The sequence below is a fragment of the Lacrimispora sphenoides genome, assembly GCF_900105215.1.
In the GTDB taxonomy this organism is placed as follows: Bacteria; Bacillota; Clostridia; order Lachnospirales; family Lachnospiraceae; genus Lacrimispora; species Lacrimispora sphenoides_A.
This window is the reverse complement of sequence record NZ_FOIP01000002.1, coordinates 271,048-295,493: the sequence shown is the minus strand read 5'-3', so window position 1 is coordinate 295,493 and position 24,446 is coordinate 271,048. Positions and strand designations below refer to the sequence as shown.

22 protein-coding genes are annotated in these 24,446 nt (G+C 43.2%); 1 reads left to right on the top strand and 21 read right to left on the bottom strand.

The genetic code is table 11. From position 1 onward, the window contains the following. Window positions 1-145: 145 nt before the first annotated feature. From BMW45_RS18060 to allC, 18 genes are all read right to left on the bottom strand, one after another. Window positions 146-892 (bottom strand): MurR/RpiR family transcriptional regulator, encoded by a 747-nt coding sequence (locus BMW45_RS18060; RefSeq protein WP_051515252.1) that lies wholly within the window; start codon window positions 890-892, stop codon window positions 146-148. Between the two features lie 239 nt (window positions 893-1,131). After that, a complete protein-coding gene (locus BMW45_RS18055; RefSeq protein ID WP_092247240.1) occupies window positions 1,132-2,514 on the bottom strand; it encodes a 6-phospho-beta-glucosidase in 1,383 nt (460 codons plus the stop codon). Window positions 2,515-2,678: 164 nt separating this feature from the next. Continuing rightward, complete coding sequence (locus BMW45_RS18050; RefSeq protein ID WP_025232022.1) at window positions 2,679-3,362, bottom strand: RpiB/LacA/LacB family sugar-phosphate isomerase; 684 nt, start codon at window positions 3,360-3,362, stop codon at window positions 2,679-2,681. Window positions 3,363-3,394: 32 nt separating this feature from the next. Then, entirely contained in the window at window positions 3,395-4,390 is a 996-nt protein-coding gene (locus BMW45_RS18045; RefSeq protein WP_092247237.1) for an aldo/keto reductase, read from the bottom strand. 23 nt (window positions 4,391-4,413) lie between these two features. Continuing rightward, entirely contained in the window at window positions 4,414-4,863 is a 450-nt protein-coding gene (locus BMW45_RS18040) for a PTS sugar transporter subunit IIA (protein WP_025232020.1), read from the bottom strand. A gap of 13 nt (window positions 4,864-4,876) precedes the next feature. Then, window positions 4,877-6,838: a BglG family transcription antiterminator gene (locus BMW45_RS18035; RefSeq protein ID WP_092247234.1), complete on the bottom strand. Its 1,962-nt coding sequence runs from the start codon at window positions 6,836-6,838 to the stop codon at window positions 4,877-4,879. A 24-nt stretch (window positions 6,839-6,862) separates the two neighbouring features. Further along, entirely contained in the window at window positions 6,863-7,747 is an 885-nt protein-coding gene (locus BMW45_RS18030) for a class II fructose-bisphosphate aldolase (RefSeq protein ID WP_025232018.1), read from the bottom strand. Between the two features lie 85 nt (window positions 7,748-7,832). Continuing rightward, a complete protein-coding gene (locus tag BMW45_RS18025; RefSeq protein WP_025232017.1) occupies window positions 7,833-8,939 on the bottom strand; it encodes a PTS fructose transporter subunit IIC in 1,107 nt (368 codons plus the stop codon). A gap of 45 nt (window positions 8,940-8,984) precedes the next feature. Further along, the gene (locus BMW45_RS18020) at window positions 8,985-9,293 is read right to left on the bottom strand and encodes a PTS fructose transporter subunit IIB (RefSeq protein WP_025232016.1); all 309 of its coding nucleotides are present in this window, start codon (window positions 9,291-9,293) and stop codon (window positions 8,985-8,987) included. Window positions 9,294-9,487: 194 nt separating this feature from the next. After that, a complete protein-coding gene (locus BMW45_RS18015) occupies window positions 9,488-11,119 on the bottom strand; it encodes a PucR family transcriptional regulator (RefSeq protein WP_092247231.1) in 1,632 nt (543 codons plus the stop codon). A gap of 142 nt (window positions 11,120-11,261) precedes the next feature. Next, entirely contained in the window at window positions 11,262-12,482 is a 1,221-nt protein-coding gene (locus tag BMW45_RS18010) for a dicarboxylate/amino acid:cation symporter (protein ID WP_092247227.1), read from the bottom strand. Between the two features lie 14 nt (window positions 12,483-12,496). Beyond that, the gene (locus tag BMW45_RS18005; RefSeq protein ID WP_166433418.1) at window positions 12,497-13,345 is read right to left on the bottom strand and encodes an oxamate carbamoyltransferase subunit AllH family protein; all 849 of its coding nucleotides are present in this window, start codon (window positions 13,343-13,345) and stop codon (window positions 12,497-12,499) included. Between the two features lie 4 nt (window positions 13,346-13,349). Continuing rightward, on the bottom strand, window positions 13,350-14,615 hold the full coding sequence (locus BMW45_RS18000; protein WP_092247221.1) for a YlbE family protein: 1,266 nt from the start codon (window positions 14,613-14,615) through the stop codon (window positions 13,350-13,352). 40 nt (window positions 14,616-14,655) lie between these two features. After that, a complete protein-coding gene (gene fdrA, locus BMW45_RS17995) occupies window positions 14,656-16,422 on the bottom strand; it encodes an acyl-CoA synthetase FdrA (RefSeq protein WP_092247218.1) in 1,767 nt (588 codons plus the stop codon). Between the two features lie 38 nt (window positions 16,423-16,460). Further along, a complete protein-coding gene (gene allD, locus BMW45_RS17990; protein ID WP_092247215.1) occupies window positions 16,461-17,510 on the bottom strand; it encodes an ureidoglycolate dehydrogenase in 1,050 nt (349 codons plus the stop codon). 32 nt (window positions 17,511-17,542) lie between these two features. Continuing rightward, window positions 17,543-18,334, bottom strand: a complete 792-nt coding sequence (allE, locus tag BMW45_RS17985) for a (S)-ureidoglycine aminohydrolase (protein WP_092247212.1) — start codon at window positions 18,332-18,334, stop codon at window positions 17,543-17,545. Window positions 18,335-18,358: 24 nt separating this feature from the next. Further along, a complete protein-coding gene (locus BMW45_RS17980; RefSeq protein WP_092247209.1) occupies window positions 18,359-19,612 on the bottom strand; it encodes an MFS transporter in 1,254 nt (417 codons plus the stop codon). Window positions 19,613-19,629: 17 nt separating this feature from the next. Further along, window positions 19,630-20,859 carry an allantoate deiminase gene (gene allC / locus BMW45_RS17975; protein ID WP_092247206.1) on the bottom strand — a complete coding sequence of 410 codons (1,230 nt, stop codon included), beginning with the start codon at window positions 20,857-20,859 and terminating at the stop codon, window positions 19,630-19,632. Window positions 20,860-21,493: 634 nt separating this feature from the next. Here allC and BMW45_RS17970 point away from each other — a divergent pair. Further along, window positions 21,494-22,852, top strand: coding sequence for an MATE family efflux transporter (locus tag BMW45_RS17970; protein WP_092247203.1), 1,359 nt, complete (start codon window positions 21,494-21,496; stop codon window positions 22,850-22,852). 3 nt (window positions 22,853-22,855) lie between these two features. Here BMW45_RS17970 and BMW45_RS17965 read toward each other — a convergent pair whose 3' ends face one another. From BMW45_RS17965 to BMW45_RS17955, 3 genes are all read right to left on the bottom strand, one after another. After that, entirely contained in the window at window positions 22,856-23,071 is a 216-nt protein-coding gene (locus BMW45_RS17965; protein WP_092247200.1) for a DUF6485 family protein, read from the bottom strand. 155 nt (window positions 23,072-23,226) lie between these two features. Continuing rightward, complete coding sequence (locus tag BMW45_RS17960; protein ID WP_092247197.1) at window positions 23,227-23,451, bottom strand: sporulation initiation factor Spo0A C-terminal domain-containing protein; 225 nt, start codon at window positions 23,449-23,451, stop codon at window positions 23,227-23,229. Window positions 23,452-23,556: 105 nt separating this feature from the next. After that, window positions 23,557-24,336 (bottom strand): hypothetical protein, encoded by a 780-nt coding sequence (locus tag BMW45_RS17955; protein ID WP_092247194.1) that lies wholly within the window; start codon window positions 24,334-24,336, stop codon window positions 23,557-23,559. Between the last annotated feature and the right edge of the window lie 110 nt (window positions 24,337-24,446).

Sequence of the window (24,446 nt, the reverse complement as noted above, 5' to 3'; positions counted from 1 at the left end):
AAAATACCGGTGATAATGCCCTCTTATAAGAGCATTCCATCGGTATTCAATGCAATTATCCCAAAAAAAATGGGATCGCCTGTGGTGATATACAAGCAAATCCCTATCCTGAATCTATTTCATGTTAAGTTTTCTTTACCACTTCTTAACCCTGTTTTCTCTGCACCGCCAACTTTGCCAAAGCCTCTACAATATATACAGCCGGCAACTGGGAGGTTATATCCACCTTCATCTTCTTATAGACCGTCCGCTCTCTCTGGATATAATAAGAGATATTGTAATCAGAAATCTTGGCCAATGTACTGCTTTTACTGTTGGTAATCGATACTACCGTACTGTTGCACTGCTTAATGATCTCTGAATTCTCAATGAGTATGTCCGTTTCTCCCTCCACGGAAAGAATGATAATAATGCTTTCCTTTGGAAACTCCAGATTAATTGGAAACATGGGATTATTTATCCCTGTGGCAAATATCCCGATATTACAGAAATACCGGCTGGCATACTCTGCAATAATTCCTGAATTGCCTATTCCCAGAAAAATGATCTGTTTCTTTTCTGCGATAATATTGGCGATAGACTTAAGCTGTTCATGAAAAGATTCTGTCTCGATCCTTTGGAAAAAATCTAAAATAGAGCTGGAATCGAATCCCTGTTTAATTGTCTTTGTACCCTCCTTCTCCATCTTATATCTGATCTTAAACTCGGAAAATCCATTGCAGTTTACTTTCCTGCAGAACCGGGTAATGGTCGTTGTGGAAACATGGGCCTCGTTTGCAAATTCCCGAATGGTCATATAAGGAATCTTCTCATTGTTTTTCAATATGAAATTATAAACCTCATAATCAAGTTCACTAAACTGGTTCAGTACCTGATTGGAAAACATCATCATATTCCGCTACCGCCTTTTATATTTATTAAGTCAAGCGGATATTCGCAATCCGCTATGTTTATGATTCGTTTAAAATCTGATATTCCAATTACAGCTGTAAGTTGTCTTTTTTATATTAACATAAAAGGGGTGTATTTTCAATGAACAGGGTATCTTTAACCATCAAAAGGAGTCATTGCAGCTAACTTAGCATGCAATGACTCCTTATACAGCAGGAAGTACTAAAAATAAGCGGAAACTTAGCTGTTCTTAGCTTCCAAACGATCAATCGTCTCTTTAAACTGAGGTAAATGCTCCTTATGAGCGACTAATAATTCATCCAAAACCGTCTTGGCAATTTTGCCGCTGGGAACCAGAGGATTTATGGTAAATGCCTGTTGGGCAGTTCCGTAATCACCGGTTACCGCTGCCTTAATGGTAGTTAATTCCATATCTTTCATTAACTGCAGCAGTCCTCTGCAGGAAGGTTCAAAGGAACCCCAGGAGATCGGAACCGGGCCGCCTGATGTTATGATGCTGCTTACTTCCACTACCACGTCATCGGGCAGATCTGAAATAGCTCCATTATTTCTCGTGCTGACTACCATGTGAGTACGCTTATCATTATAGATAGAATTAATTAATTCGCAGGCAGCATCAGAATAAAAAGCTCCGCCCCGCTTTTCTAACTGCGGCGGTTTAATGCTCAGATTCGGATCCTTATACAGTTCAAACAATTCAGCCTCCGTACGTTTTACAAGTTCGGCGCGGGTCTCACCCTTTGCAAAGGCCTCCAATTCTTCCTTCAGCATGTCATCTGTAATATAATAATATCTGTGGTACATACAAGGAATAATTCCAAGATTTAAAATCTGTTCCGGTAAAAACGAGATATTTGGAATGTTCTGCACTCCTGAATTTGCACTTGTAAAGCTTTTCAGCGCATTTTTCATATTTTCAACACTGGTATAAGCCGTTTCAAGTACCTCATTGGTCCTTTCCCCGCCAGCTTTGTCCCATACCCTGTGCCAGTGAAAATGATTCAGGCCGCCAAAACGGAAGAACAGATTCTCCTCGTTCTCCTTTAAAGCTCCTGCTGCAATCTTTCTGCAAAGAATGGGAACATTGCATAGACCTACCACCTTATTCCAGTTGCCATAGCGCATAACAGCTTCTGTAACCATGCCGGATGGATTTGTAAAATTAACAAGCCATGCATCGGGACACAACTCTTTCATGTCCTCTACAATATCTAAAATAACTGGAATGGTACGGAACGCTTTGAACATGCCTCCGGCGCCATTGGTTTCCTGGCCCAGGATTCCGTGGGATAATGGGATTCTTTCATCCTTGATACGTGCATCCAACAGGCCGACACGAAACTGAGTCGTGACGAAATCTGCATCCTTAAGAGCTTCCCGCCGGTCTAATGTCAGGTGGATCTCCCAGTCAAGTCCTGCTGCCTTCACCATACGCTTTGCCAAATTTCCGACAATCTCAAGCTTTTCTTTTCCTGCTTCAATATCAACCAGCCAGATTTCTTTTATGGGAAGGTCGTCTTTTCTCTTAATAAACCCTTCCATTAATTCAGGAGTGTAACTGGAACCGCCTCCAATGGTTACAATTTTAATTTTCTTGTTCATATAAAGCCCTCCTTTTTATATAAAAATTATAATACAAAAAAGAGGGGAAGAAAACAGAGGCGGCCCATCCAGTAACATGACAAACCGTTTAGGTACATGTTTCTCGTAAAAGACACCTTGTATTTTTCTGCAGGAATTACTTCATATAGAGTAAAAACATATGATTAATTTCCATTTGCTTCCGCGGCCATCTGGTCCACAAAAGCCTTGATTTCTTCATCCTTACATCCCTCATAAAAGCAATCCAGAAATCTTGGAATCATGCATTCCTTTACCATTTGGGGATCCAGGGATTTAAGAGCTTCCAAAAGTGGTTTTGCCACCTGTTTTTTTACTTCAAAAAGAAGGTTGGCATTCCTGTTTTGCGCCTCTTTCCTGTCTTCCGGGTATCCCATTCCCTTTGGGGAACCAAATGCCCTGGTGAAAATATTATTTAAGTTAAGTTCCGCTCCCCAGCCAAAGCCCTTGGCAAAAGGAAGGGATAAAGCATTTCCGTTATTGATCTGCAAAAACAGATAGGCATCCGTTGGCTCTATGCAGTAGCCGCACACGACTCCCGGATACATATTTAAGGACATCAATGCTCCCTGTCCCGTACCGCATCCGGTAACTACAAAATCAACCGCTCCTGAATTTAAAAGAAGGGCTGCCTGAATGCCTAAATGCAAATAAGTAAGCCTGGGATTTTCCTTGGTGTATGCCTCAGGCACATCCTGGTCTGACAGGGGTTTTTCCATAGCTGTATTATATACCTGATACCCCATTGGTTCTGCTACTGATTTTAACTCCTTTAATATAATCCCGTTTTTAGGCGACTGACTGAATTCATTTAATAATGCAATTTTCATTTGTTTCCATTCCTCTCCGTCTATTTATTTTTCTAAACCTGCTTTCCTATGGCCTTGTCCGCATCCCTTCTCATCCTTAAATAGTCCTCCTGTGACATAGGAATGTCCATGGATTTTGCGGTATCCTCGATCTGGGACAGTTTCCTGGCTCCGCAAAGCACATTGATATTAGGAGAAACCATGGAATTCCACTTGATGCACAGGTTTGCAAGGCTGCACCGGTACTTATCCGTTAAGTCCTTCCAGCCTGCCAGCATCTCATTTGCTGTCCTGATATTCTCCTGCTTCCACCAGGTTTTTCCGTCCCGGACTTCTCCCTTTGCTGGTATATAATCATCCGGGGCTTTCCCGGCAAGAAGTCCCTGTTCTATGGGGGAATAGGTCTGAAGGGTGATCCCGTTTGCTTCGCAGAATGGAAGGAGGTCTGTTTCCGCTTTCCTGTCCAGGATGCTTAATTTTTCCTGAATCACATCCAGCTCTCCTGCGGCTACATAGTCCTTAAGAACTGTCAGATCCACGTTGGAAGCACCGATGGCCCGGATCTTTCCCTCTTCCTTCATTCTTAAAAGTTCTCCCATGGTCTCAGCCACTGGTACCTTCCCATAGGTTTTGCATTGCCAGTGCGTGTAATATACATCAATATAATCCGTTCCCAGGGTTTTTAAGCTCAGTTCCAAATCCCTCCGTATGGCTTTGGGGGATAGATCCCTGCTCACGGTATTGCCTTCTTTTGTAAAATGCACCTCTCCGCCATGGTCATACCACTGGAGTCCGCATTTGGTAGAAAGGATGACACGGCTGCGGTCCGTCTGTTTTAACGCCTGCCCGATGACTTCCTCACTATGTCCAAAGCCGTAAACCCTGGCAGTATCAATCCAGTGGATCCCCAGTTCCAGTCCTCTTAAGATGGTTTTCACTGACATTTCATCGTCATTGGCTCCCCACCATTCTCCGCCGCCGATTGCCCAGCAGCCCAGGGCAAGGGCATTGGTCCTGATTCCAGATTTTCCTATCTCTCTCATTTCCATAACCAAACCTCCATGATCTTCCTTTATGAAAATGCGTCCAGTAAATCTTCATAAGTAGACGCAGCCTGCAGTTTTCCCATGATGGTCTCATTTCCAAGCTTACCCGCCAATTCTGCAATCAGGCGAAGATGGTCTTTGGAACCTTCACTATCGGAGGGCACTGCAAACAGGAAGAAAAGGTCCGCAGGCTCCTCATCGTAGGACTCCCATTCCACCATCTGCTCCGTTCTGCCCACTGCAATCCCTACCTTATCCACAAAATCGGATTTACCGTGGGGAATGGCCACATGTCCTCCGATCCCTGTGATTCCTTCCTCTTCCCTTAAATATACATCCTTAATGTAGCCTTCCAGATCCTCCACGTATCCCGCCTTCTTTAAGAGGCCTGCCAGATGGCGGATCACCTCATCCTTATTACCTGCTTTCATATTTAAATCAATGACTCTCTTATCCAGAATCTCTTTTACTGCCATCTTGTTTCTCCCCTTACTTGATAAAATACTGATAGACTTCCAGAGATGACTCCAACCGTTTCATTGCCTCCATATTCTCGTCATTCTCTGTAAGCAGCAGAAAATCTTTATAAAACTGCTTTGTCCTTTTTATCTCAAATTTTGACGTCATTTTTGTTGCAAGAAGGAATATGGTATCAACCATATCCTCATGCCATTTGACCGGTTTATCTAAAATAGCCACCACAATGCGGGCTTCATTCACCTCTGCCATGTTTCCATGAGGAATAGCGATGCCTCTGCCGATACTAGTCGTTGTAGCCCTTTCCCTGTCAAATACACTTTCCAGATAATTCTGAGTCACATCTCCCTTTTCTTCCAGCCTCTTCACCATCATGGTGATCAGCTGGTCTTTATCCCTGACCTGAGGCCTTACCAGGATTAAATCGACCTCAAACAACTGGTGGCATAAGCTGTTAAACTGGAAATCCGGTTTATTCCTTAGCCTGGAAACCTGGGCGGCCTTCCGCCGTATGATCTCAATTTCCTTTTCGCTTATACGGTCTTCCACTGTAACCACCCTGGAATCATCTAAATCCAGGCCGGATCCATTGATAATGATATCCGTTTCCGGATGAAGGGACAATTTAAAATCATGGCGGCTGACCGCCTGTATGTCCGTGATCTCAGGAATACTGTATTTAATCATCTCAATGGAAAGCTGGCAGGCAGCCATGCCCCTCTGGCTCACCAGCAGTGCGGTCAGGGGTCTCCCCTTTTTTCTGCGGATTATGGCAGCCTGGATATAAAGTGCGATTCCTGCCAGTTCATCCTCTGTCACCTGTACATCGTAATACTCCTCAAACAAGCTGCTGGTCGACCAGGCAGACAGAAAGGTCTGCTTGTATTCGTTCTTAACATACTTGCTTATGCTGTCTCCCGCAACCGTGGAATACTTCATCCGGAATATGGCCGACCTCATATGGATCAACAGGCCTTCATACAGCATCTGGTCCCCGGAAATGTCTGCTTCCAGCAGATCACCAATGGTTTCGATCACCAGTTTTACAAAGTGCTCCAGATTCTTATCATACTGCATGGCATAATCTTCGTCACTGACATCGGTAAAAGTTTTCAGTTTTTTAGCCGAAAGCAGCAACACCGCCAGTAGAACGGTATCATCCTCTGTTAAGTTAATCTGATATTCCCTTCCGATCCTCTGGTAAATGGATTCGGCAAAGGAATATTCATTATAGCGCTGGATATTTTCCTCGTGCATATTGCTGGAAAGAAGTCCATCGTCAAGACCTTTTCGGGAAACAGAGAGGCAGGTCATGATCCATACCATCTTAAAGGAATGGTCGGCAAGCTCGATTCGCCAGGCGTTTTCCGCTTCCACGACCATGCGCCGGATGCGGGCCGCATCCACTCCCGGTGCATAGGTTCCAAAGAGCGCCTCCATGATTTCCGGCAGCATATCCAGCATATAGTCCTTGATTGCAATCCGGAAGCTGTACTCCTTCCCTATCAGGCATATACCTTTGTTCCGTACGGCTGTTATTTTTATGTTCCGTTCCTCAAACCATGACCTTATATCTTTCAGCAGATTGCTGACAGTGGGAGGGCTTAAATAGAGGCTGTCTGCCAGCTGCTGAAGAGTCACGACTTCTCCAGGCTTCATTTTGAGAAGCTTGCCTATAAGCTGTATATTCCGGTTATCCAAATCCCCGGCAGGGTCTTCCCCCTGCTCCAGGCGGCCTTCGAGGATCTTTCTCTGCCTGCCGTCAAGCTCCAGCCATATCCCGGTTCCCTGCCTTTTTTCTATTTTGCCAAGCCCTTCCGCCTCCAGCCATTCATCAAGCTGTTTCATACGGGTCCTCACCGTTTTTTCAGATAATCCCACATTATCGGCAAGCTGCAGTATGGTGTAAGTTTCTCCGTTTATCAGGCACTGCAATATTTTATTGTTATATAATGCGATCTTATCTTCCTTCAAGTAAACACCCCAATTCTTTAGGAATTACTCATTTCCTGCCTGCTTTGCTGCTCCATATATATATCTTCCGCTGGAACCGATCACCTTCATATAGTCCTTTACAAACTGTTTGATCCCTGCTTCCGCCGCCATGCAAAGATGCATATAATCGGTCTCCGGATTCTGCCCAATTTCCATAAGCATGGCCTTTTTTCCTGCTTCAAAGGCATCCGTGCATACATTGATCTTATTAATGCCTCCGGCAACTGCCTTTCTTAAATTTTCTTCTCCGGAACCGGAACCGCCGTGAAGTACCAATGGCATGTTCAACGTCTCTTTTAACAGGTGAAGCCGTTCAAAGTCCAGCTTCGGTATCTTTCCTTTTGGATAAGCCCCATGAGCCGTGCCAATTGCCACAGCCAAAGCATCGATGCCTGTCTTTTCTACAAAATCCATTGCAAGGTCAGGATCGGTATACAAATCCGTATCCGCATCGTCCTCATGATCCGCCTGGCCCACATGTCCCAGTTCCCCTTCTACGGAACAGCCCATTCCATGAGCAAGAGCAGTGATGATAGCCGTGCGTTTAACATTCTCCTCATAAGGCAGGGAGGAACCATCGTACATAACATTGGTAAATCCACGGTTGATGCAGTCCGCAATGGTGTAAAAATCAGAACCATGGTCAAGGTTTAGGGCAACCGGTACATGGACTCTTGCCGCCAGCTCCCTTATCACCGGAAGCATTTCTTCCGCATGGGCATGATTTTTCATCTGTCCAGGTCCAAACTGCATAATAATGGGAGAATGCTCCTCTTCTGCTGCCATAATTCCCGCCCTTGCCATCTCTATATTAATGCTGTTCATCGCCATAACACCGTAGTAATTTTTATTTGCATCATCAAGGATGGCTTTCATTGATACTAACATGCTTTCCTCTTCCTTTCCTTAATTATGCCCATGTTTTCTGGGCATAAAGGTATGCCCGTAGGGCGTTCCATATTATCCTTAAGTCTTACTGGATATTAATATCCAAATCAAAGTCAAGTTCTTCCTCTTCCTTTTCCACCTGTTCGTCTAAAGGACGCTTAAGAACTGCATAGATTACTCCTGTCACCAAAGACCCAATAACCAGGGCAATTAAAAACCACATAGGATTCTTCATCATGGGAACTACGAATATACCTCCATGACCTGCTACTGACTCGCAGCCCATGCCTACTGCAATGGCACCGGCCACAGCCGAACCGATCATGCTGCTGGGGATTACTCTTGCAGGATCCGCTGCCGCAAAGGGAAGAACACCTTCCGTAATAAAGCAAAGACCCATGGGAAGCGCCGTTTTAGCAGTTTCCAGTTCCACTTTTGAAAACCTGTTTTTCCTTAATAAGGTTGCGATAAATATTCCGATAGGAGGGGTCATACCTCCGATGATCTTGGCCGCCATAGGACCGTTAATTCCATCTGTTCCCAGAGCGTTAGCAGCCATGGAAGCGGTCTTGTTAATGGGACCGCCCATATCAAATCCCATACAGGCGCCGATAACTCCACCGATTACAGCCTTTGCTCCTCCGTTTAAGGAGATGATCCACTGCTGGAACACATTCATAATAAAGGAAAGTGGAATTGAGAACACGCAGAGGAAAATCATGCCGCATACCACGGTCGATATCACCGGTATGAACATAACCGGCATCAGCCCTACGCACCATTTTGGAAGCTTCCAGGTCTTCATCCAGTTTACAAAGTAACCGATGATAAAGGCCATCAGTAATCCTCCCAGGAACCCTGCCTTGGATTGGGACGAACAGTAGCCGATTACAATACCAGGCACAATTCCAGGCCGCCCCGCTATCGAATAAGCCACACCGGCCGTCATCACCGCTACCGCAAAATCCATTGCTACGGAACCTAACTTATTCACTCCCCACCAAAAGCCTAACCATGAAAAGGGATTTAAGTTTGTAAACGGTGTTGCCCCTGCCTCTACGGCATTGCCGATGTCATATCCGCCAAACCCTTTTGCCAGTGCACAAAGAATTCCCCCGCATACAACAATAGGAATCATATAAGAAATTCCAGTCATAACATGTTTTTTAATATCAAGTTTTTGCCTTGCCATTGTATTCCCCTCTTTCTCCATATTCTTTTCTTTGCTGCGTTTCGGCTACTTCCCCAATTTTTCGTGAATCTTTGAAATTACTCCTTTTGGAGATTTCATTACCATGCTGATTGGAATCTCAACGACCGGTTTTCCTGCAAAACGGTCTTTGTTTACCCGGATATCCGCGGAAATCAAAATCACATCCGCATCACGGATATCCTCAGGGGTAAGCTCATCTTCCACCCCAATGGAGCCCTGAGTCTCTACCTTGATATAGTCTCCCAATTCCTTTGCTGCATTTTCCAGCTTTTCCTTGGCAATGTACGTATGGGCGATTCCTGCCGTACATGCCGTAATGGCTAAGATCTTCATACACTTCCTCCTCGCTTTCTTTAGGTTATATTAACTTTATCACTCAAATGACGTCAACGGTAAATGAAAAGCGGCATAATGATACGGTAAATTTTTGTTTGTTTCAAATGGGTAAGATACAAAAAAGCCCTGCAGGCTTTTAAACTTTCTGCAGGGCGTTTTCCCTTTTTATCCGTTATGCTATCATTCCTTTTTCATTCATTCTGTTCTAATAACACCAGACTTAACTGCAATTGAAAGCAGTAGTTGGCATCAACGATTTCCCTGCCGAGAATTTCTTCACACTTCTTAATCCGGTATTTAATGGTATTCCTGTGAAGGAACATATGATTGGCAGTCTCCGTGACGCTGCATCTGCAATCCAGATACGTCTTAAGTGTCCTCCTAAGCTCCAATGTCATCTCATCTTCAGGATTCGTTAAGCCCTTTAAATGGTATAAGCAGTATCCTTTGATCTGTTCACTGGATACCATTTTAAACAGCTCATTGGCATCGGTTGACTTGAAATATTTAATATAGGGAATATTCTCCTTCTCTTCCCCATACTGATAGCTTTCCAATGCCGTAATATAGGAATTTCCGATGGTTTCCAGCTCCATCACACCATTTCCAAAGGAAAACGTGACAGAGACCTGTAAAAAATGCTGCAAAGCCTCGTGGTATTCCTCCAGAATCTTCTCCAGCTCCCTGTAATTTCCCTGTATCAGCAAAATATACTGGTAAGTCAGGGTCTCCGGAAAAATGATGATATCCCCATGGAATTTCTCCTGCAGCTTCCTGCTAAGCCAGTCATAGATTAAGATGTACCGTTCCTCCCTGTGGGATAAGTTTAGGAAATCAAACTCTCTTCCTCCAAATGGCTCCAGGGTCGCCAGGATTATCTTATAGCCGGCTGCCGGCTTTAGCCCATACTTCTCCCCGACCGTGTATAGCTGGGCAGAGGACCACCGTTCTTTCTTATATTTATTGACAAGGATATGTAAAATCGCTTCTTTTTGCTTTAATGGATTGCATCTCACATACAGGTTCTTATATAGAAAGATGCCAAACACCAGTACCAGCTGTTCGATCACCATGCCAGACAAGGTATCTTCCTTTTCCTGGCCGCCATAGATGTAAAGATAATAAGGATTTTTTCCCACCGTCTGAATCGGATAGATGCAAACCTTTTCCTTAATCTTTGACACATAAACGAAATTCTCAAAACTGTCAGTTCTTCTTTCATAAAGTGACAGATCATAGAACAGGTTTTGTGCCGCCTTTAAATAATCCTTTTGACACGTATGGGTCGCAGCCTCAACTTCACCAAAGGGATTTAATAATGCGGCCGGCTTCTTAATGACAAGCCCTAAATTGTTCATCATGACACTCATGCAAGCACCCTGAAGAAGCAAAGCAGAAAATTTCTTCTGCGTGTTTAAGACAAAGGTCAGTTCTGCGTTCTGATTATCCCAGATATAAGCCAATAATTGCTGAAAAACTTCACCCAATGTCATGTGATAAGGAATCTGAATCAGGGGAAATTCCAGCTGGTCTGCAAGGTCTATGACCTCCGGCTCCAGATGATCGATAAAACGTCCCAGCTTAATAGCAAGCCCAGCACAGGGCAGGCGGTTAAGACTTAGAATAAATTCACACAATCCAGACTGGTTTTCCTTAAACGCCATCCCGGTAGTGATCAATAACGTATTCTCCGGCAAATAAGACGCAACATCCGGCGTTTCCGTGGACTCAACCGTGAAAATCTCTCTGCTTAAATCAGCCTTTTTATTCAGCACCTTTAGATTTTGAAATATTGGTTCTTCCAGTAATCTCCCTATGGTCATATTAAGCCCCTCTTTTTACATTCGGAATCGTTTATCGTCATCTATCGTTCGCTCATTGTGCAAGCACATTCTTCTCACCTGCGCTCATTATACTATGTCCCTGCCAGCCTGGCAATCCGGCATTTATAAATAAATCCTCTGATTATTGATTTCCGTTTAAGATCCCGTAATCCAGTTCCTTTTCATCCTTTGCTATCATCATGGCAACCAGGGCGTCAATATCCACATTCAATATGGTGCGGAACATCCCGGAAAACCAGTCTATGCTGGATAAGAAAGCAATGCTTTCCATTGGAAGCCCAAGTGCAGGAATTACAATAGCCAGTGCCACCAGGCCTCCTCCAGGCACTGCCACCGTACCCAGGCAGGCTAACGTTGACAAAACTATCACACGTACTAATTGGGGCATGGGAAGGGGAATCCCATAAATCTGCGAAACCGTAATACATGCCAGGGCAAGAAACATGGATAAGCCATTGCTGTTCAAAGTCATTCCAAGAGGATTTACGATTCCTGATACTTTCTTGCTGACTCCCAGCTTCTTCTCACTGTCCTCCATTTTCGTGGGAAGGGTAACTGCGGAAGAGGTTGTCGTAAATGCTACGATTGTCATATTAAACAGCTTTTTTCCAACATTAAACGGATTGGTTTTACAGTAAAAGGAGGCAAATATGATGATGAGGACCAGATACAGGAGAGAGCCGCACCCGAATATTAGGAGAAACCTGATCAATGGCATAATGACCTTAATACCTGTTGTGCCCGCGGTATAGGCTAACAGGGCACCGATCCCCAAAGGAGCCAGGTTCATGACCTTATGTACAATTCCCAATATTACTTCATTAAATTCCTTTATGACTCCCATAAGCTGGCTGCTTCCCTTTTTTACGCGGCAGGATCCGAGAGATGCACCGAATAATACGGAGAATATAATTACCTGGATCATATTGGAGTTTGCCATAGATTGAACGATATTGCTGGGTAAAAAATCAAGAATGATGTTATAAAGCCCTTTATCTGACGTCTGAACAATCTGGTCGGAGGCAGGGAGAAAAAGTCCTTTTCCAGGCAAAAAGAATTGGCCCAAAGCTGCTCCTGCTGCTGCCGCCAGTACCGTGGTCAGCAGAAACCAGAGCAGCATCTTTACCCCAAATCTCCCCAATTCTTTAGGATCTAAATTAGCCACCGATTCAGTGACCGCCCCCATGATCATTACCACGACAGACATTTGAATGAGACGCAGGAAGATATCTCCAATCAACTTGATATCCTTCACCTTATCTCCCAGACAGATTCCAAGCAGCAGTCCCGCAGCCATTCCAATCATGATCTGCACTGTCATTGATAATTTCATTTTTTTCATTCACGGACCTCCCATTATATGTTTGCTTCACCTTTGATAAAATTAACCCCTGCTGCCATACCTAACAACATATCGCAGCCGGAGGTAGAACCTATCATCTTTATCCTGTCTATACACATCTTCATTTGCGGAGAGTTCTTTTGAATCAAGGCGTCCAGCAGTTCCACCAAAACATAATTAAAATACCCTTCCAATGCACAATGATAATAATGTCCGCTGATATCTGTGGTGTATTGATGGTCAATGAGTGCCTTTAAGCTCTGAAGAAAAGGCATTTCCAATATAGGGCAAATTCTGTCCATATATAGAAGCCCCATAAGAAAGTCATCACCTGAAGGCGTCAGCCCCCTCCCTCTTCCGATCCATCTCTTTATCGTTTTCTCAGCCTCTTCTTTTGGTTTGGAAAATGCCTGATATAATTCCTCCACTTCTTTTTTCTCTGTTATCAAAAAAGAGCCTATGGATTCCCCAAATCCTGTAGGAAGATTCCAATCAATGAGCCTCTCAAACATGGAAAGCCCTTCACAGTCTATGGAATAATCCCTTTTCTGAATAAAGCTGCTGTATTTCCGGGTATTTTTTAAGCAAAGCCGGATGGAATCCGAATACAAGGTCCTTTCTTTCTCATTCCACCGAAAACAGCTGGAGGAGGCTGCCTGTTTCAGTAATACAGGCAGATCCTCCTTATCTAATAAAATACCATATGGAACCAGGGCTTCGTTTTTATTTCCAATAAAGCAAAGGAACGGAGGAAGCGCCAGATTGCATCCACTCTCAAATTGGCTGTGGATTCTATAAGCTTCATCTTCTTTTAATGCTTCAAACAGCTCTGACGCTGCCAACTTTACTGATAAGCTTCTCATATCTTTACCCTTTATATCCCAGTTTTTTTGCATAAGCCATCACTGCTTTTTGGAAGCATTCAATAGGCGGATGAACGGTTCCCGCTCCTATCTGCCCTACACCGGCTTCCTTATGGGCGATTCCCGTATTGATCACAGGAGTGATCCCTGTTTCTACTACCTTTCTCGCATCAATGCCCAGGCAGGTTCCCTGAAAATCCCATGTAGGAATGGTAAAATTGGGATTCTGGCCAATGACAATCTCCATCATCTCATTGCTGATGCGAAGTGCATCCTGAAAGCCGCCTGTTCCTACAAACCTGGTAACAGCAGGTGCTGCGATCATTGCCATTCCTCCTACGCCAAAGGTTTCCGTGATGGCGCTGTCTCCTATATCCGGACTGGCATCCTCTCCGGAATATCCTGTAAAGTAAAGGCCCTGGGGAGTGTTTACAGGAGCTGTAAACCACTCATCCATCATGCCGCTGATCCTGATCCCAAAGTTTTCTCCATTTCTGCACATTGCTGTCACAATGGTACCTTCTGTGATCTTTCGCGCCCCATCCATTACCGCCTTGGCAGCTGCCATCATAATATTTAAGAAGAACTGATCCGTGTCAGCCAGAAACTGAATGACTTCTTTTTTCTTCTCCTCTTCTATGGAAAGACCTGATATGACTGGGGACATCTCTTTTAAGAATAGAAGGGAAGCTGCAATATTCCTTTGATGGAATTCATCCCCCATGGCAATGGCCTTTGCGATCATTGGATTAATAGCAAGCCCCTTTTCAGACTCCTTAAGCGCTATAGAAAGTACCGGTCCCAGTACATCTCTCATCCAGCCTAATCTTAGGATCACCTCACTGGAATATGCACCAAACCTGAGAACTTTGCCAATTCCTTCATTCATGGAACAATAGGCCCTGTTCCCATCCGTGGTATTTTCTACTACAAATACTGGCATGTTAGCAGAAGTAATGCCTCCCATAGGTCCTACTGCATCCACATGGTGACAGGGAATAAAATCCACCTCTCCCTGGCTTAAAAGCTTCACTGCTTCCTCCTTGGTAGCCGCCCATTTTTCAAACAGGGCGGCACCTATACAGGAGCCTTTCATAGAGCTGGTCATATTTTCCCACCGGATAGGCGGTCCTGCATGGAGAAGTACCTTACCCTGATTTAATTCTTTCATCACGGTTTTAGCCGGTATCACATCCAATAAAACCGGTGAAGCAAGGATTATTTTCTGTATGACCGCCTGATTTGCATCGTCGATTGTATTGTACAACATAAGAACCTCCTTATATCCACATAAGTCTTTTTACCGATTCCTACAGCCCGGAAAACTTGTAACCTCTTAAATACTGCAGGGCTTTGATCATCTCTAAATCCCCTCCTGCAGGCGGCGTCCATTGATACTGCACGACCTTACATGAGAATTCTTCCAGTACATCGGCAAAACCTTTCAGTCCGATATTGATGACTCTGGGTTTTTGCCCGAACAATTCCATAATCTTTTCGGATACGGTATGATCCTTATCTGCCTTCATCTTTTCCCTGGGAAGAATCGTTTTTTCCTTCTCCACGTATGGATGGCCGATCAGTGAGAGAGCTGTTTCCACCGCTCTTTTATTGCTGGTACAAAGTATGACACCGATATCTTCCAGTTTTTTCTTCTGCATATCATAATTCTGCATATCCCCTCTGGTTCCGCAAATCGTCGATACAAAATAAACCTTTCGCCCCTGCTTTTTCACCTGTTCCATCATATCCAGGATCCCCGGAACAAGAACTCCGGCCATGTCCTCATGAGAACCATATCCCAGTACCAGATCGAACAGAATGACTCCTGTCTGCTCTTCCTCCAGGGCCTGCTTCATGCATGAGATCCTGTTTGTGGGGTCGATCATGGGATGCGGTTTTCCCACGGTATAGATGTCATCTCCCAGATCTATGATGGTATAGCCCTGTGTATTAAGCAGATAACCTTCCTGCTTTCCTCCTGCTCCGGTAATGCCAATGGTATCCTTTATAAGCATTACAGCCTCCGCCGCCAGAGTTCCTCCGGAATAATAGCCTTTTATCGTCTTATGGTCTTCCTTTTTAAATCCTTCCTGTACCTCCGGTTTCCATGTATCCTTTGCAATTTCTTCGTTTCTTACTAAAGAAACCGCGATCCTGGCTGCCTCATCCAGGGTGCAGGCATGGTAGAAATTCTCCTCATGTATCTCCGGCTTCTCCCCAAGGAACAGGGTCACCACAGGCTTTTCATAATCCCAAAGCCTGTTTACAATCACATCTCTTACTTCTTTTGCCGGAGGCTTTGACAGGATGACCACCACCTCTACCTGGGGATCCTTTTCCATGGCGTCAATGGCATCAAGCATGGTGATTCCGCCTACTTCCCCCGATAAATCCCGGCCGCCTGTGCCGATGGCATTTGCCACCCCTTCCCCAAGATGGTCTATGATGGTGGTAACCTCCTGGATTCCTGTACCGGATGCACCAATGACTCCAATCTTTCCCATCCTGACATGGTTGGTAAAGGCGATGGGAACCCCCTTGATAATACCAGTCCCGCAATCCGGTCCCATGACCAGAAGGCCTCTTTCATGAGCCTTTTGTTTCAGATATATTTCATCCTTTTTTGATACATTGTCGCTGAAAATAAATACGTTTAAATTCTCATCAAGTGCCCTTTCGGCCTCAGCCGCCGCATACATACCAGGTATGGACAGGACTGCCAGATTGGCATCCGGCATTCTTTTAATAGCCTGTTCCCAGGAGGATACGATGTGTTTTTCTTCATTTCCGGAGGAACTTTTGGACTGGTTGTTTAGAAATTCCTCCGCCTCTTTTAAAACCTGCCCTATGATCTCCTCTGATTCCACATCTACCACAATTGCCATATCATTGGACTGAGCTTCCATTAATTCAGGAGTCTCCAGACCGCTCGCCTTAAATAAGTCTTTGTTTGCGGGTGTTGCCATCATAATGGAGACTTTATGTATTCCCGGCATGGAGGAAATTTTATTTGTCAGCAACATAAGAACCACGGAATCCTGATAACTTCCTTTACGAATTATCGTTTTAATCATGTTACGATTCTCCTTTTAACTATAATCATTGCGCGTTCTTACTCGGCAAATTTGTTCTTGTGGTCGTAGCGGTTGTAATGGATATCTTCACTGATCAAGTATTGATAGATATCATCTACGATTTCTATCCCATCCTTGTCATAACCGGCCTTTCTCAAAAGCCCCCGTTCTCCCGGATAGCACACCTTTTCAAAACCTTCTGCCGGCTTAATAGCGGCCAGTTCCTCCATGGTAGTGGTTATGTTTTCTTTAAATTGATCCAGGCCTACAAATTTGTTTGGATCCAGTACAATATGCAGCTGTCCCAGATCTCTGCCTTTTGATAAGTCTTCGTACATGCTGCTTACATGTTTTCCAAAGGGCAGGCCCAAAAGGATGCCTGACAGCACATCCACCATCATCATCAGTCCGTATCCTTTCGCTTCTGCAATAGGGACAAGGGCATTTACTAACGTGGAATCGGTTGTGGGGTTGCCGTTTACATCCACTGCCCAGGTGTTTGGAATGGGTTCCTTCTTAGACCTGGCATACAGTACCTTTCCCCAGGCCTGAACCGTAGTCGCCATATCAAATATGATATTTCTGCCATCAGCTCCCGGAGCTCCAAAGGCAATGGGATTGGTTCCATAGTAAGGTTCTGATCCTCCGTAAGGAACTGCCATTGGGTCGGACTGGCACATGGAGATGGAAACCAGGTTTTCTTCAGCGGCCATCTCCACATAATATCCCAAGCTGCCGCTGTGGGAAATATGCTTGGCTCCAACCACTGCAACCCCTGTTTCCTTCGCCATTTTAATGGCTTCTTTCATGGAAAGCACTGCCGCTGCATAGCCTGAGCCATTGTCTCCATGGAATATTCCGCTTGCCGGGCCTGTTTTCTCGAATTTAAATTCCGGCTGAATGGTGATACCGCCTTTTGCTATCCGTTCCGAATAATACTCTACTCTGACGGCTCCATGGGAATGGATCCCTCTTGCATCAGACCATGTAAGGATATCTGCGGTAATATCCGCATGTTCCTTGGTAAGCCCTGCCTTTTGAAGCTTATTGCTGATTAATTCATGTAATTGTCCTTCCGTTAATCTCATAAGATATGCAACCTTTCTTCGGTTATATTTTTTTATAGTTCTGCATCCCTGTTACAGTCTTTTGAATACACATAGGCAAATTCTTCATTTCGTCCTACTCCATATGCAGCCTGCAGGCTATAAGCACCCATAAACAGATAGTCACCCTTTTTAACAGGAATCCAGTGATTATCCAGGTTGTACATTCCTTCCCCTGAATAGATGTATGCGCCATGCTCCTGGATATGGGTTTCAATATAGCCATGGCAGGCCCCGGGCTTAAAGCTTAAGATATGAAAATTCATATCAAATCCAATGTCAGATGCTGACGGCAGAAAGTCCTTAACTCCTACATCTTCCATTCCCTCATAAGGAGTAAACGGCACATCTCCAATATTTCCGCAAACCGTATAAGCCTGGTGTCCCTCGATTCTGTTATAGCGCCTCTTATATAAAAATGCCCTTGCCGGGGTATCTCCTATATTTTCAAAGCTTACCAAATTTCCATCAGGAGAATAAATGTAACCGCCTTCTGTCAGTTCTTCTTCCTTATCTACATTTTTCACCTTTACCCTGCCTTCCAGAATATAGAGGAATACTTCGATCCCTTCTCCTCCAAATCCCTTTGGATGGCCTCCGCCCTGCTCCATTGTTACCAGATAATCTACGAAGGAAGCTCCCAGCTTTGGAGAGGCTAAAATAGTAACTGCGCATTGTTCAAATCCAGGTACCACATTTTTCACCAGGCCATCCGGTTCTATTAATGCGAAGTTCCCCCTTTTTACGATGGAACGGCTTGATAAAATGTCTTCCCGGTACCCTGTTATGTGATTTAGATAGCTCATGATAATTTCTCCTTTATTTTGTAATTATTTTGCTTTACTGAAAAATGTCCTTGCATTAAATATAAGGAATAGTATGGTTCCTAAAATCAGCAGCAATGCTCCGATATAAAAGCCTGCGGTGCCTGATCCGGTTTTATCTATAATAAATCCTGTTACCGCCGGTGCGATAATGGATGAGGACATTCCGAAAAAGTTAAACAGTCCCAAAGTGGTTGCCATGTTCTTTTTATTGGCTCTGTCTGACACATAGGATATGAGGACAGGGTCAACGGCCATCTTACCCAGGAACCCATACAGCAGTAAAATGATGGTCAGGGATAACGCATTGGGCATTGACATGGATAATGCCACCAGTACAAATGCGGAAAGCTCTAAGCCAATGATGATCAGGGCCTTTTTTCCTCTGAACTTATCGGACAGTCCTGCAAAGAACAGCGCTCCCGGTACTGCCGTAACCGATATCATGGAAACAACAAGGCCAATCATTCCGCCGGTGATCCCCCTCTCAGACTCTAAAAACTTGGGAAGCCAGGTTACGATCAGATAATAGGCATAACAGGTGGAAAAATACAGTATGTAGCAGGAAATCATGTTAAGTGAAAGCAAAGAAACCTTTTTCTCTGATCCTGAAACTGCATCTTGTGCTTTTTCTTTATTTTCTTTCTGAATGTCATGGTGCCTTCCCCTGTCCTTGATCGCAATGGCGAACCAGATAACTAAAAGTACGATGAGGCTTCCTGAAATCGTCACCATTGTCTGCCAGGGCATATGCAGGGTCTTAACGATAAAGCTGGAACCTGTCATTCCCAGGATTAGACCCAGAGCAGAACCGCTGTTGACAATCGCCGTAGCAATCCCCTTTTTCTCAGGCGGCACGTGTTCCGCTGTTAAAGAAAAGGCGGCGCCGTAATACGTTCCGCAGCCTATTCCAGCGCAAACGCTGCCAATGTAAATCGTATTAAGGGACCTTGACATGGCAATGCTGAAGGCTCCTATAGCAAAGAGGAGAAAGCCCGGTATGAGAACCTTTTTCTGTCCGAATCTGTCTACTAAGAACCCAGATGGTATCTGTAACGACGTATATCCAAAGAAATAACAGCTTGCTATGAGTCCCATTGCTGTATTAGAGTGCTGCCCGACTGTCCCCTGGATTTCCGAATAGATGGGCGACAGCATGGACCGGTAGATCCAGATGACTACCCAGCCTAAACAGAAGGTAAATACGATTGTCTTCCAATAATCCTTTGGCAGTTGTTTTGCTAAACTTTGATCTCCCATAATGCCCCTCACTTTTCCTATTGATATGATAATTCATATAGAGATGACGTTAATGCCTCAATTCCCTGCTTCAAATCCGATAGTTCTGTCTGTTCCGCCGGATTATGGCTGATTCCCTTAATGCTTGGGACAAAAAGCATGCCGGTAGGAATCCTGGGCGCTATGATCTGGGAATCATGGCCTGCACCGCTGTGCATCATCCGGTAATTCAAGCTTTTTTCCCTGCAAACCTTCTCTATGAGCCGGATCATTTCATCATTCATTGGAACAGGCTTCTCATCCATCCATATGTCTAAATCTATTTCCACCCCATGTTTTTTTGCGATATGCTTCATGTTTTCTTCCAGCTCGGTAGTTATGCTTTTTAAAAGAGCTTTATCCGTATGGCGGCAATCCATTGTGAACAAAGCTTCTCCCGGGACCACGTTTACGGTATTGGGTTTTACTTCTATTTTTCCAAAGGTTAAAACCAACGGGTCCCCTATGGCTCTGGCTTTATGTAAGGAATCATATACGATTTCAGAAAATACCTGGACTACATCCTTTCTGTATTTCATGAGAGTTGTGCCGGCATGGTTTGCTTCACCTTTTAAGGTGATGTTATATCTTCTCTGCCCCACGATTCCAGTGATCACTCCTACGGATTTTCCTTCCATCTCAAGGGTATTTCCCTGCTCGATATGCAGCTCAATAAATGCCTTTACATCGTTCATGGAACCAACAGCATCCTTTTTAAAGTCAAATCCGCACTCATGCATGGCATCCACGAATTTGATTCCTTCTGAATCTGTGAGATTTTCGACCTCTTCTTTTTTTGCCAGGCCAAATAAGTTTTTGCTTCCCCAGAAAACATAGGGGAATCTGCTTCCCTCCTCTTCTGCCATGGAAATGACCTCCAGATTCTTTTTCGGTCTTCCATGGTTTTCAAGAAGGTTCTTAACAGCTAAGTATCCTCCAAAGATTCCAAGCTGACCGTCTAAGTTCCCTCCATTCACTACCGTATCCACATGGGAGCCTGTGGCAATGGTACCGGATTCCGGTTCCGTTCCAATAATCCTTCCATATAAATTCCCCACTTCGTCAAACCTAGTTTCCATTCCTATTTGCTCAAATTTTTCCTTTAAGGCCAGCTGTACTTCCAGCCAACTCCTGGAATAAAGGAGCCTGGTCATTCCTCCTATTTGGTTTTTCCCATAAGAGGACATCCAGTCCAATGCTTCCCTGATCTCATTGATGGAAATATCCATTTGTGCTACCTCCTGAATCTTTTTTCTATCGATTCGAATCCATGGTTTTATTTTAAAGAAATTTTTCTTACAATACATCATCCAAACCAGATAATCCATTTTTTAATTTTTGTATGATTCGCACAATGATTTACGTTTTACTAGACATTTAATTAACAATGTTTTTAATTATTTTTCAATCTCGTCGATTTTATTTAGCAATTTATACACCTAAAAAATGGAAAATACATATTTTTAGCTTGTATGCCTCATCAATTGTCAAGAATACCATCTCATGCAGGGTGGAGCTGGAACGGGATGCTGCCGGGATAAAAGGATTGGTAAAAATGATGCTGTATATGCTTCACTTTCATCATGGTTTTAGGCACGAAAAAAGACGCTCATTTCTGAACGCCTGATTAAGGTAAAAGAAAAGCCTTTTCTAAGGCCCTTAGGAAGTCTTAATGTTCCTGCTTTGCGGCTCCTTTTTACCAATATCGCTATTTCCTTACTTATTGACAAAAGGATGTTCTAATGATACCCTTTATGCATTGCATAAATAAGGGGTTACATGACACAATGAAGTTTTAAAAATTGTTCACAAACTGATTTTCCCTGCCGCAATTAATACTTTGAAAGGATTCTATAGTTAAACATGAATACTACAAGAGATCTGATCAACGGCAATGAAACAAAGGCCATGATAAATTTTGCTATCCCCATGATCATAGGAAACATATTTCAACAATTATATAATGTTGCAGATACGGTGATTGTTGGAAAGTTTATTGGTTCCAATGCCCTTGCTGCGGTAGGCAGTTCATTTTCTGTTATGGTTTTATTGACCTCTATCATCATTGGATTCTGCATGGGAAGCAGTGTGGTGTTTTCCCTGATTTATGGTGCAAAGGAAATTGATAAACTAAAAAACTGCTATTTTACCGCTTTTGTTTTCATTGGAATCGTCACAGTTATTATCAATGTGTGCTCCATCATTTTTATTGATGAGATTTTAACCTTTATCAATATTCCTGAGGAAATTTTCATGGACGCAAAGATTTACCTGCAGATTATTTTTTATGGGATTAGTTTTACATATATTTATAATTACTTCAGCGCTGCTATGCGGAGCATAGGTAATTCGGTAGTGCCGCTTATCTTTCTAATTCTATCTGCTGTTATTAATATCGTGCTGGATATCATATTCGTTGTTCCACTTCAGATGGGGATTGCCGGTGCTGCCTATGCCACAATCATTGCACAAGGATTTTCTGCCATTGGCATTGCTCTTTTTTGCATGCTGCGCGTTCCTCTGATCCGTCTTAAAAGGGAGCATTTGTATTTTAATAAGAGTATTATTAAAAAAATTTCAAATTTCTCCATACTCTCCAGCATTCAGTATTCGGTTATGAATTTTGGAATTTTGCTGATACAGGGTTTAGTCAACAGCTTCGGTGTTTCTGCAATGGCAGCTTTTGCTGCAGTTGTTAAAATAGAAAGCTTTGCTTATATGCCGGTGCAGGATTTTGGCAACGCCTTTTCTACCTTTATCGCCCAAAATATGGGTGCAGGAAAGCAAAAACGTATTTACACCGGAATACGCTCCGCAGTTAAATTAATAACCATTTACTGCGTTATTATTTCCGTCTTAATATTAGTATCTGCAAAACCTTTGATGTATATCTTTATTAATAAAAGTGAAACAGAGATATTGAGGATTGGTGTACAATACCTTTCTATTGTAGCTGGCTTTTATTGCCTGATCGGGTATCTGTTTATGTTTTATGGCCTATTCCGTGGGATCGGAAAGCCAGGGGTATCCATTGTACTTACCGTTGTAAGCCTTGGTACCAGAGTTATCCTGGCTTATATACTGTCCGCTGTGAATTGGATCGGAATGGTTGGGATCTGGTGGGCGATTCCTATCGGATGGGCTCTTGCAGATGTGATCGGCGTTATTTTAATCAGGCAATATTATGTAAACAACCGCCGGACCGGTGAAGGCTTAGCGTAACGTCTATTCTTTATTTTTTAAATAGAACTGGACAAAACTTTCAATAGTAAATTCTTTAAGCTGAGATGTATCATCACTGATTAGGTGAAAGAAACAGCCAGGGATTTCTCCTTGCTTTAAATTCTTTCGGATACATGGGTCACAGCCAAGATTGTGATTGCATGGGTTTAGTTTGCAGGTGGTTTCTGTGCAGGTGCAAAATTGGTTTTGGTTTGCCATTGGGGTCGTTCCTCCAGATTGTAATTATTCTGTTTATTATATTTCAAATTGTGAGAAAAAACAATAAGAGTATATTCTATAAAATTACACGCCCAATCATTCAAATGACTACGTATATCTGCTATGAGGTATATGTAGTCATTTTTTATTCATTATTATGATCTGTTGCCTTTTAATTTACGAACCGAGGCGTTAATAAGTTCTTCCGCATCAGGCACTTCTCCCTTACAAGAAAAACTCTCTTGAATAACCCTTTCACGCTCAGATTTATCATTCTTTTTATAAGCATAGTCAATTGCCGATTGCATTTCTCTTTTTACTTCTGCAACCGATACACCATGCCCTTTAGCGATTTTACGATATATGTTTCTTAAACTCATAGCTGATCCCTCTTTTATCTTATTAATTAGTATCCTGCAAACTTGAGTTTAAACTTTTACGGTTTACTTATACCCCTCAACAGGATTATGTATAGTTTGCTATTACTATGAATGAGAAGAAAGCATCATTTTACAGTATTTATTATGTTCCTTCTCCTGTATGACACTGCAGTCTTTTGTATCAATCTGTGGGTTTTGTTCTTGAAGCATCGTTAAAAGAGCTTTGCCAGCTTCTATTGAAGTTTCTGCTAACGTTTGAATGCATTTATTTGAAACAATAGTTATTGTTAAATATCTAACAGGTTTGCGGGTATATTTATTTTCATTAATATAAAATGTCCGTTCTACAAGAAAAGCCCCAACAATATCGCTGCGTTTCATAACAATATTATTACAATCGGCTAAATAGATGAAATCTCTAGTCAGTATCCCATCTTTCTGCCCGGATAACATAGCTTTCATCTTCCCTGTGAGCGCAAGAATAAAGCTATCGGAAGCCATTGCCTGAAGCTCAAATTCGCGAATTTCACTTTCGTTACACTCACTATTTTTAGCGCTTTTTTTAATCAACCCCTCGGCACCTAGGCTATTCCGCTTATGGGTGAATATTATTGTAAAAATCGAAATAGCAAAAATGACAAAGAAAAACCCAATGATAAATAAACCTGGAGCAACCATATCACTTTCCCCTTCTTTTATACATCCTATCGTTGTTACGATCCCCCAAGCAGTTCCCAATCCTGACATCACCATAAGAATACCAAAGAAGGCATAAATACCTATTCCATTTTTCTGATTAGATTTATTAACCGAAGAAAATACGGAACGGTTCGGGTAATGTTTCTTAATATAATCCTCGTTCATTTGTACAAAATATGATTGCATAATTATGACCTCCTATTGATTCCACTTAATCACTCGGAATCTTTAGCCTTTCTTTAACTGGTTCTTAGATTCTTACTTTATTAATTCCTTATCTCTCTCAAATCGCCAGA

What these genes read in the sequence shown, in the direction of transcription:
- BMW45_RS18060 (WP_051515252.1), bottom strand. Translation starts at nt 892, where the DNA reads ATGATGATGTTTTCCAATCAGGTACTGAACCAGTTTAGTGAACTTGAT.
- BMW45_RS18055 (WP_092247240.1), bottom strand. Translation starts at nt 2,514, where the DNA reads ATGAACAAGAAAATTAAAATTGTAACCATTGGAGGCGGTTCCAGTTAC.
- BMW45_RS18050 (WP_025232022.1), bottom strand. Translation starts at nt 3,362, where the DNA reads ATGAAAATTGCATTATTAAATGAATTCAGTCAGTCGCCTAAAAACGGG.
- BMW45_RS18045 (WP_092247237.1), bottom strand. Translation starts at nt 4,390, where the DNA reads ATGGAAATGAGAGAGATAGGAAAATCTGGAATCAGGACCAATGCCCTT.
- BMW45_RS18040 (WP_025232020.1), bottom strand. Translation starts at nt 4,863, where the DNA reads ATGGCAGTAAAAGAGATTCTGGATAAGAGAGTCATTGATTTAAATATG.
- BMW45_RS18030 (WP_025232018.1), bottom strand. Translation starts at nt 7,747, where the DNA reads ATGTTAGTATCAATGAAAGCCATCCTTGATGATGCAAATAAAAATTAC.
- BMW45_RS18025 (WP_025232017.1), bottom strand. Translation starts at nt 8,939, where the DNA reads ATGGCAAGGCAAAAACTTGATATTAAAAAACATGTTATGACTGGAATT.
- BMW45_RS18020 (WP_025232016.1), bottom strand. Translation starts at nt 9,293, where the DNA reads ATGAAGATCTTAGCCATTACGGCATGTACGGCAGGAATCGCCCATACG.
- BMW45_RS18015 (WP_092247231.1), bottom strand. Translation starts at nt 11,119, where the DNA reads ATGACCATAGGGAGATTACTGGAAGAACCAATATTTCAAAATCTAAAG.
- BMW45_RS18010 (WP_092247227.1), bottom strand. Translation starts at nt 12,482, where the DNA reads ATGAAAAAAATGAAATTATCAATGACAGTGCAGATCATGATTGGAATG.
- BMW45_RS18005 (WP_166433418.1), bottom strand. Translation starts at nt 13,345, where the DNA reads ATGAGAAGCTTATCAGTAAAGTTGGCAGCGTCAGAGCTGTTTGAAGCA.
- BMW45_RS18000 (WP_092247221.1), bottom strand. Translation starts at nt 14,615, where the DNA reads ATGTTGTACAATACAATCGACGATGCAAATCAGGCGGTCATACAGAAA.
- fdrA (WP_092247218.1), bottom strand. Translation starts at nt 16,422, where the DNA reads ATGATTAAAACGATAATTCGTAAAGGAAGTTATCAGGATTCCGTGGTT.
- allD (WP_092247215.1), bottom strand. Translation starts at nt 17,510, where the DNA reads ATGAGATTAACGGAAGGACAATTACATGAATTAATCAGCAATAAGCTT.
- allE (WP_092247212.1), bottom strand. Translation starts at nt 18,334, where the DNA reads ATGAGCTATCTAAATCACATAACAGGGTACCGGGAAGACATTTTATCA.
- BMW45_RS17980 (WP_092247209.1), bottom strand. Translation starts at nt 19,612, where the DNA reads ATGGGAGATCAAAGTTTAGCAAAACAACTGCCAAAGGATTATTGGAAG.
- allC (WP_092247206.1), bottom strand. Translation starts at nt 20,859, where the DNA reads ATGGATATTTCCATCAATGAGATCAGGGAAGCATTGGACTGGATGTCC.
- BMW45_RS17970 (WP_092247203.1), top strand. Translation starts at nt 21,494, where the DNA reads ATGAATACTACAAGAGATCTGATCAACGGCAATGAAACAAAGGCCATG.
- BMW45_RS17965 (WP_092247200.1), bottom strand. Translation starts at nt 23,071, where the DNA reads ATGGCAAACCAAAACCAATTTTGCACCTGCACAGAAACCACCTGCAAA.
- BMW45_RS17960 (WP_092247197.1), bottom strand. Translation starts at nt 23,451, where the DNA reads ATGAGTTTAAGAAACATATATCGTAAAATCGCTAAAGGGCATGGTGTA.
- BMW45_RS17955 (WP_092247194.1), bottom strand. Translation starts at nt 24,336, where the DNA reads ATGCAATCATATTTTGTACAAATGAACGAGGATTATATTAAGAAACAT.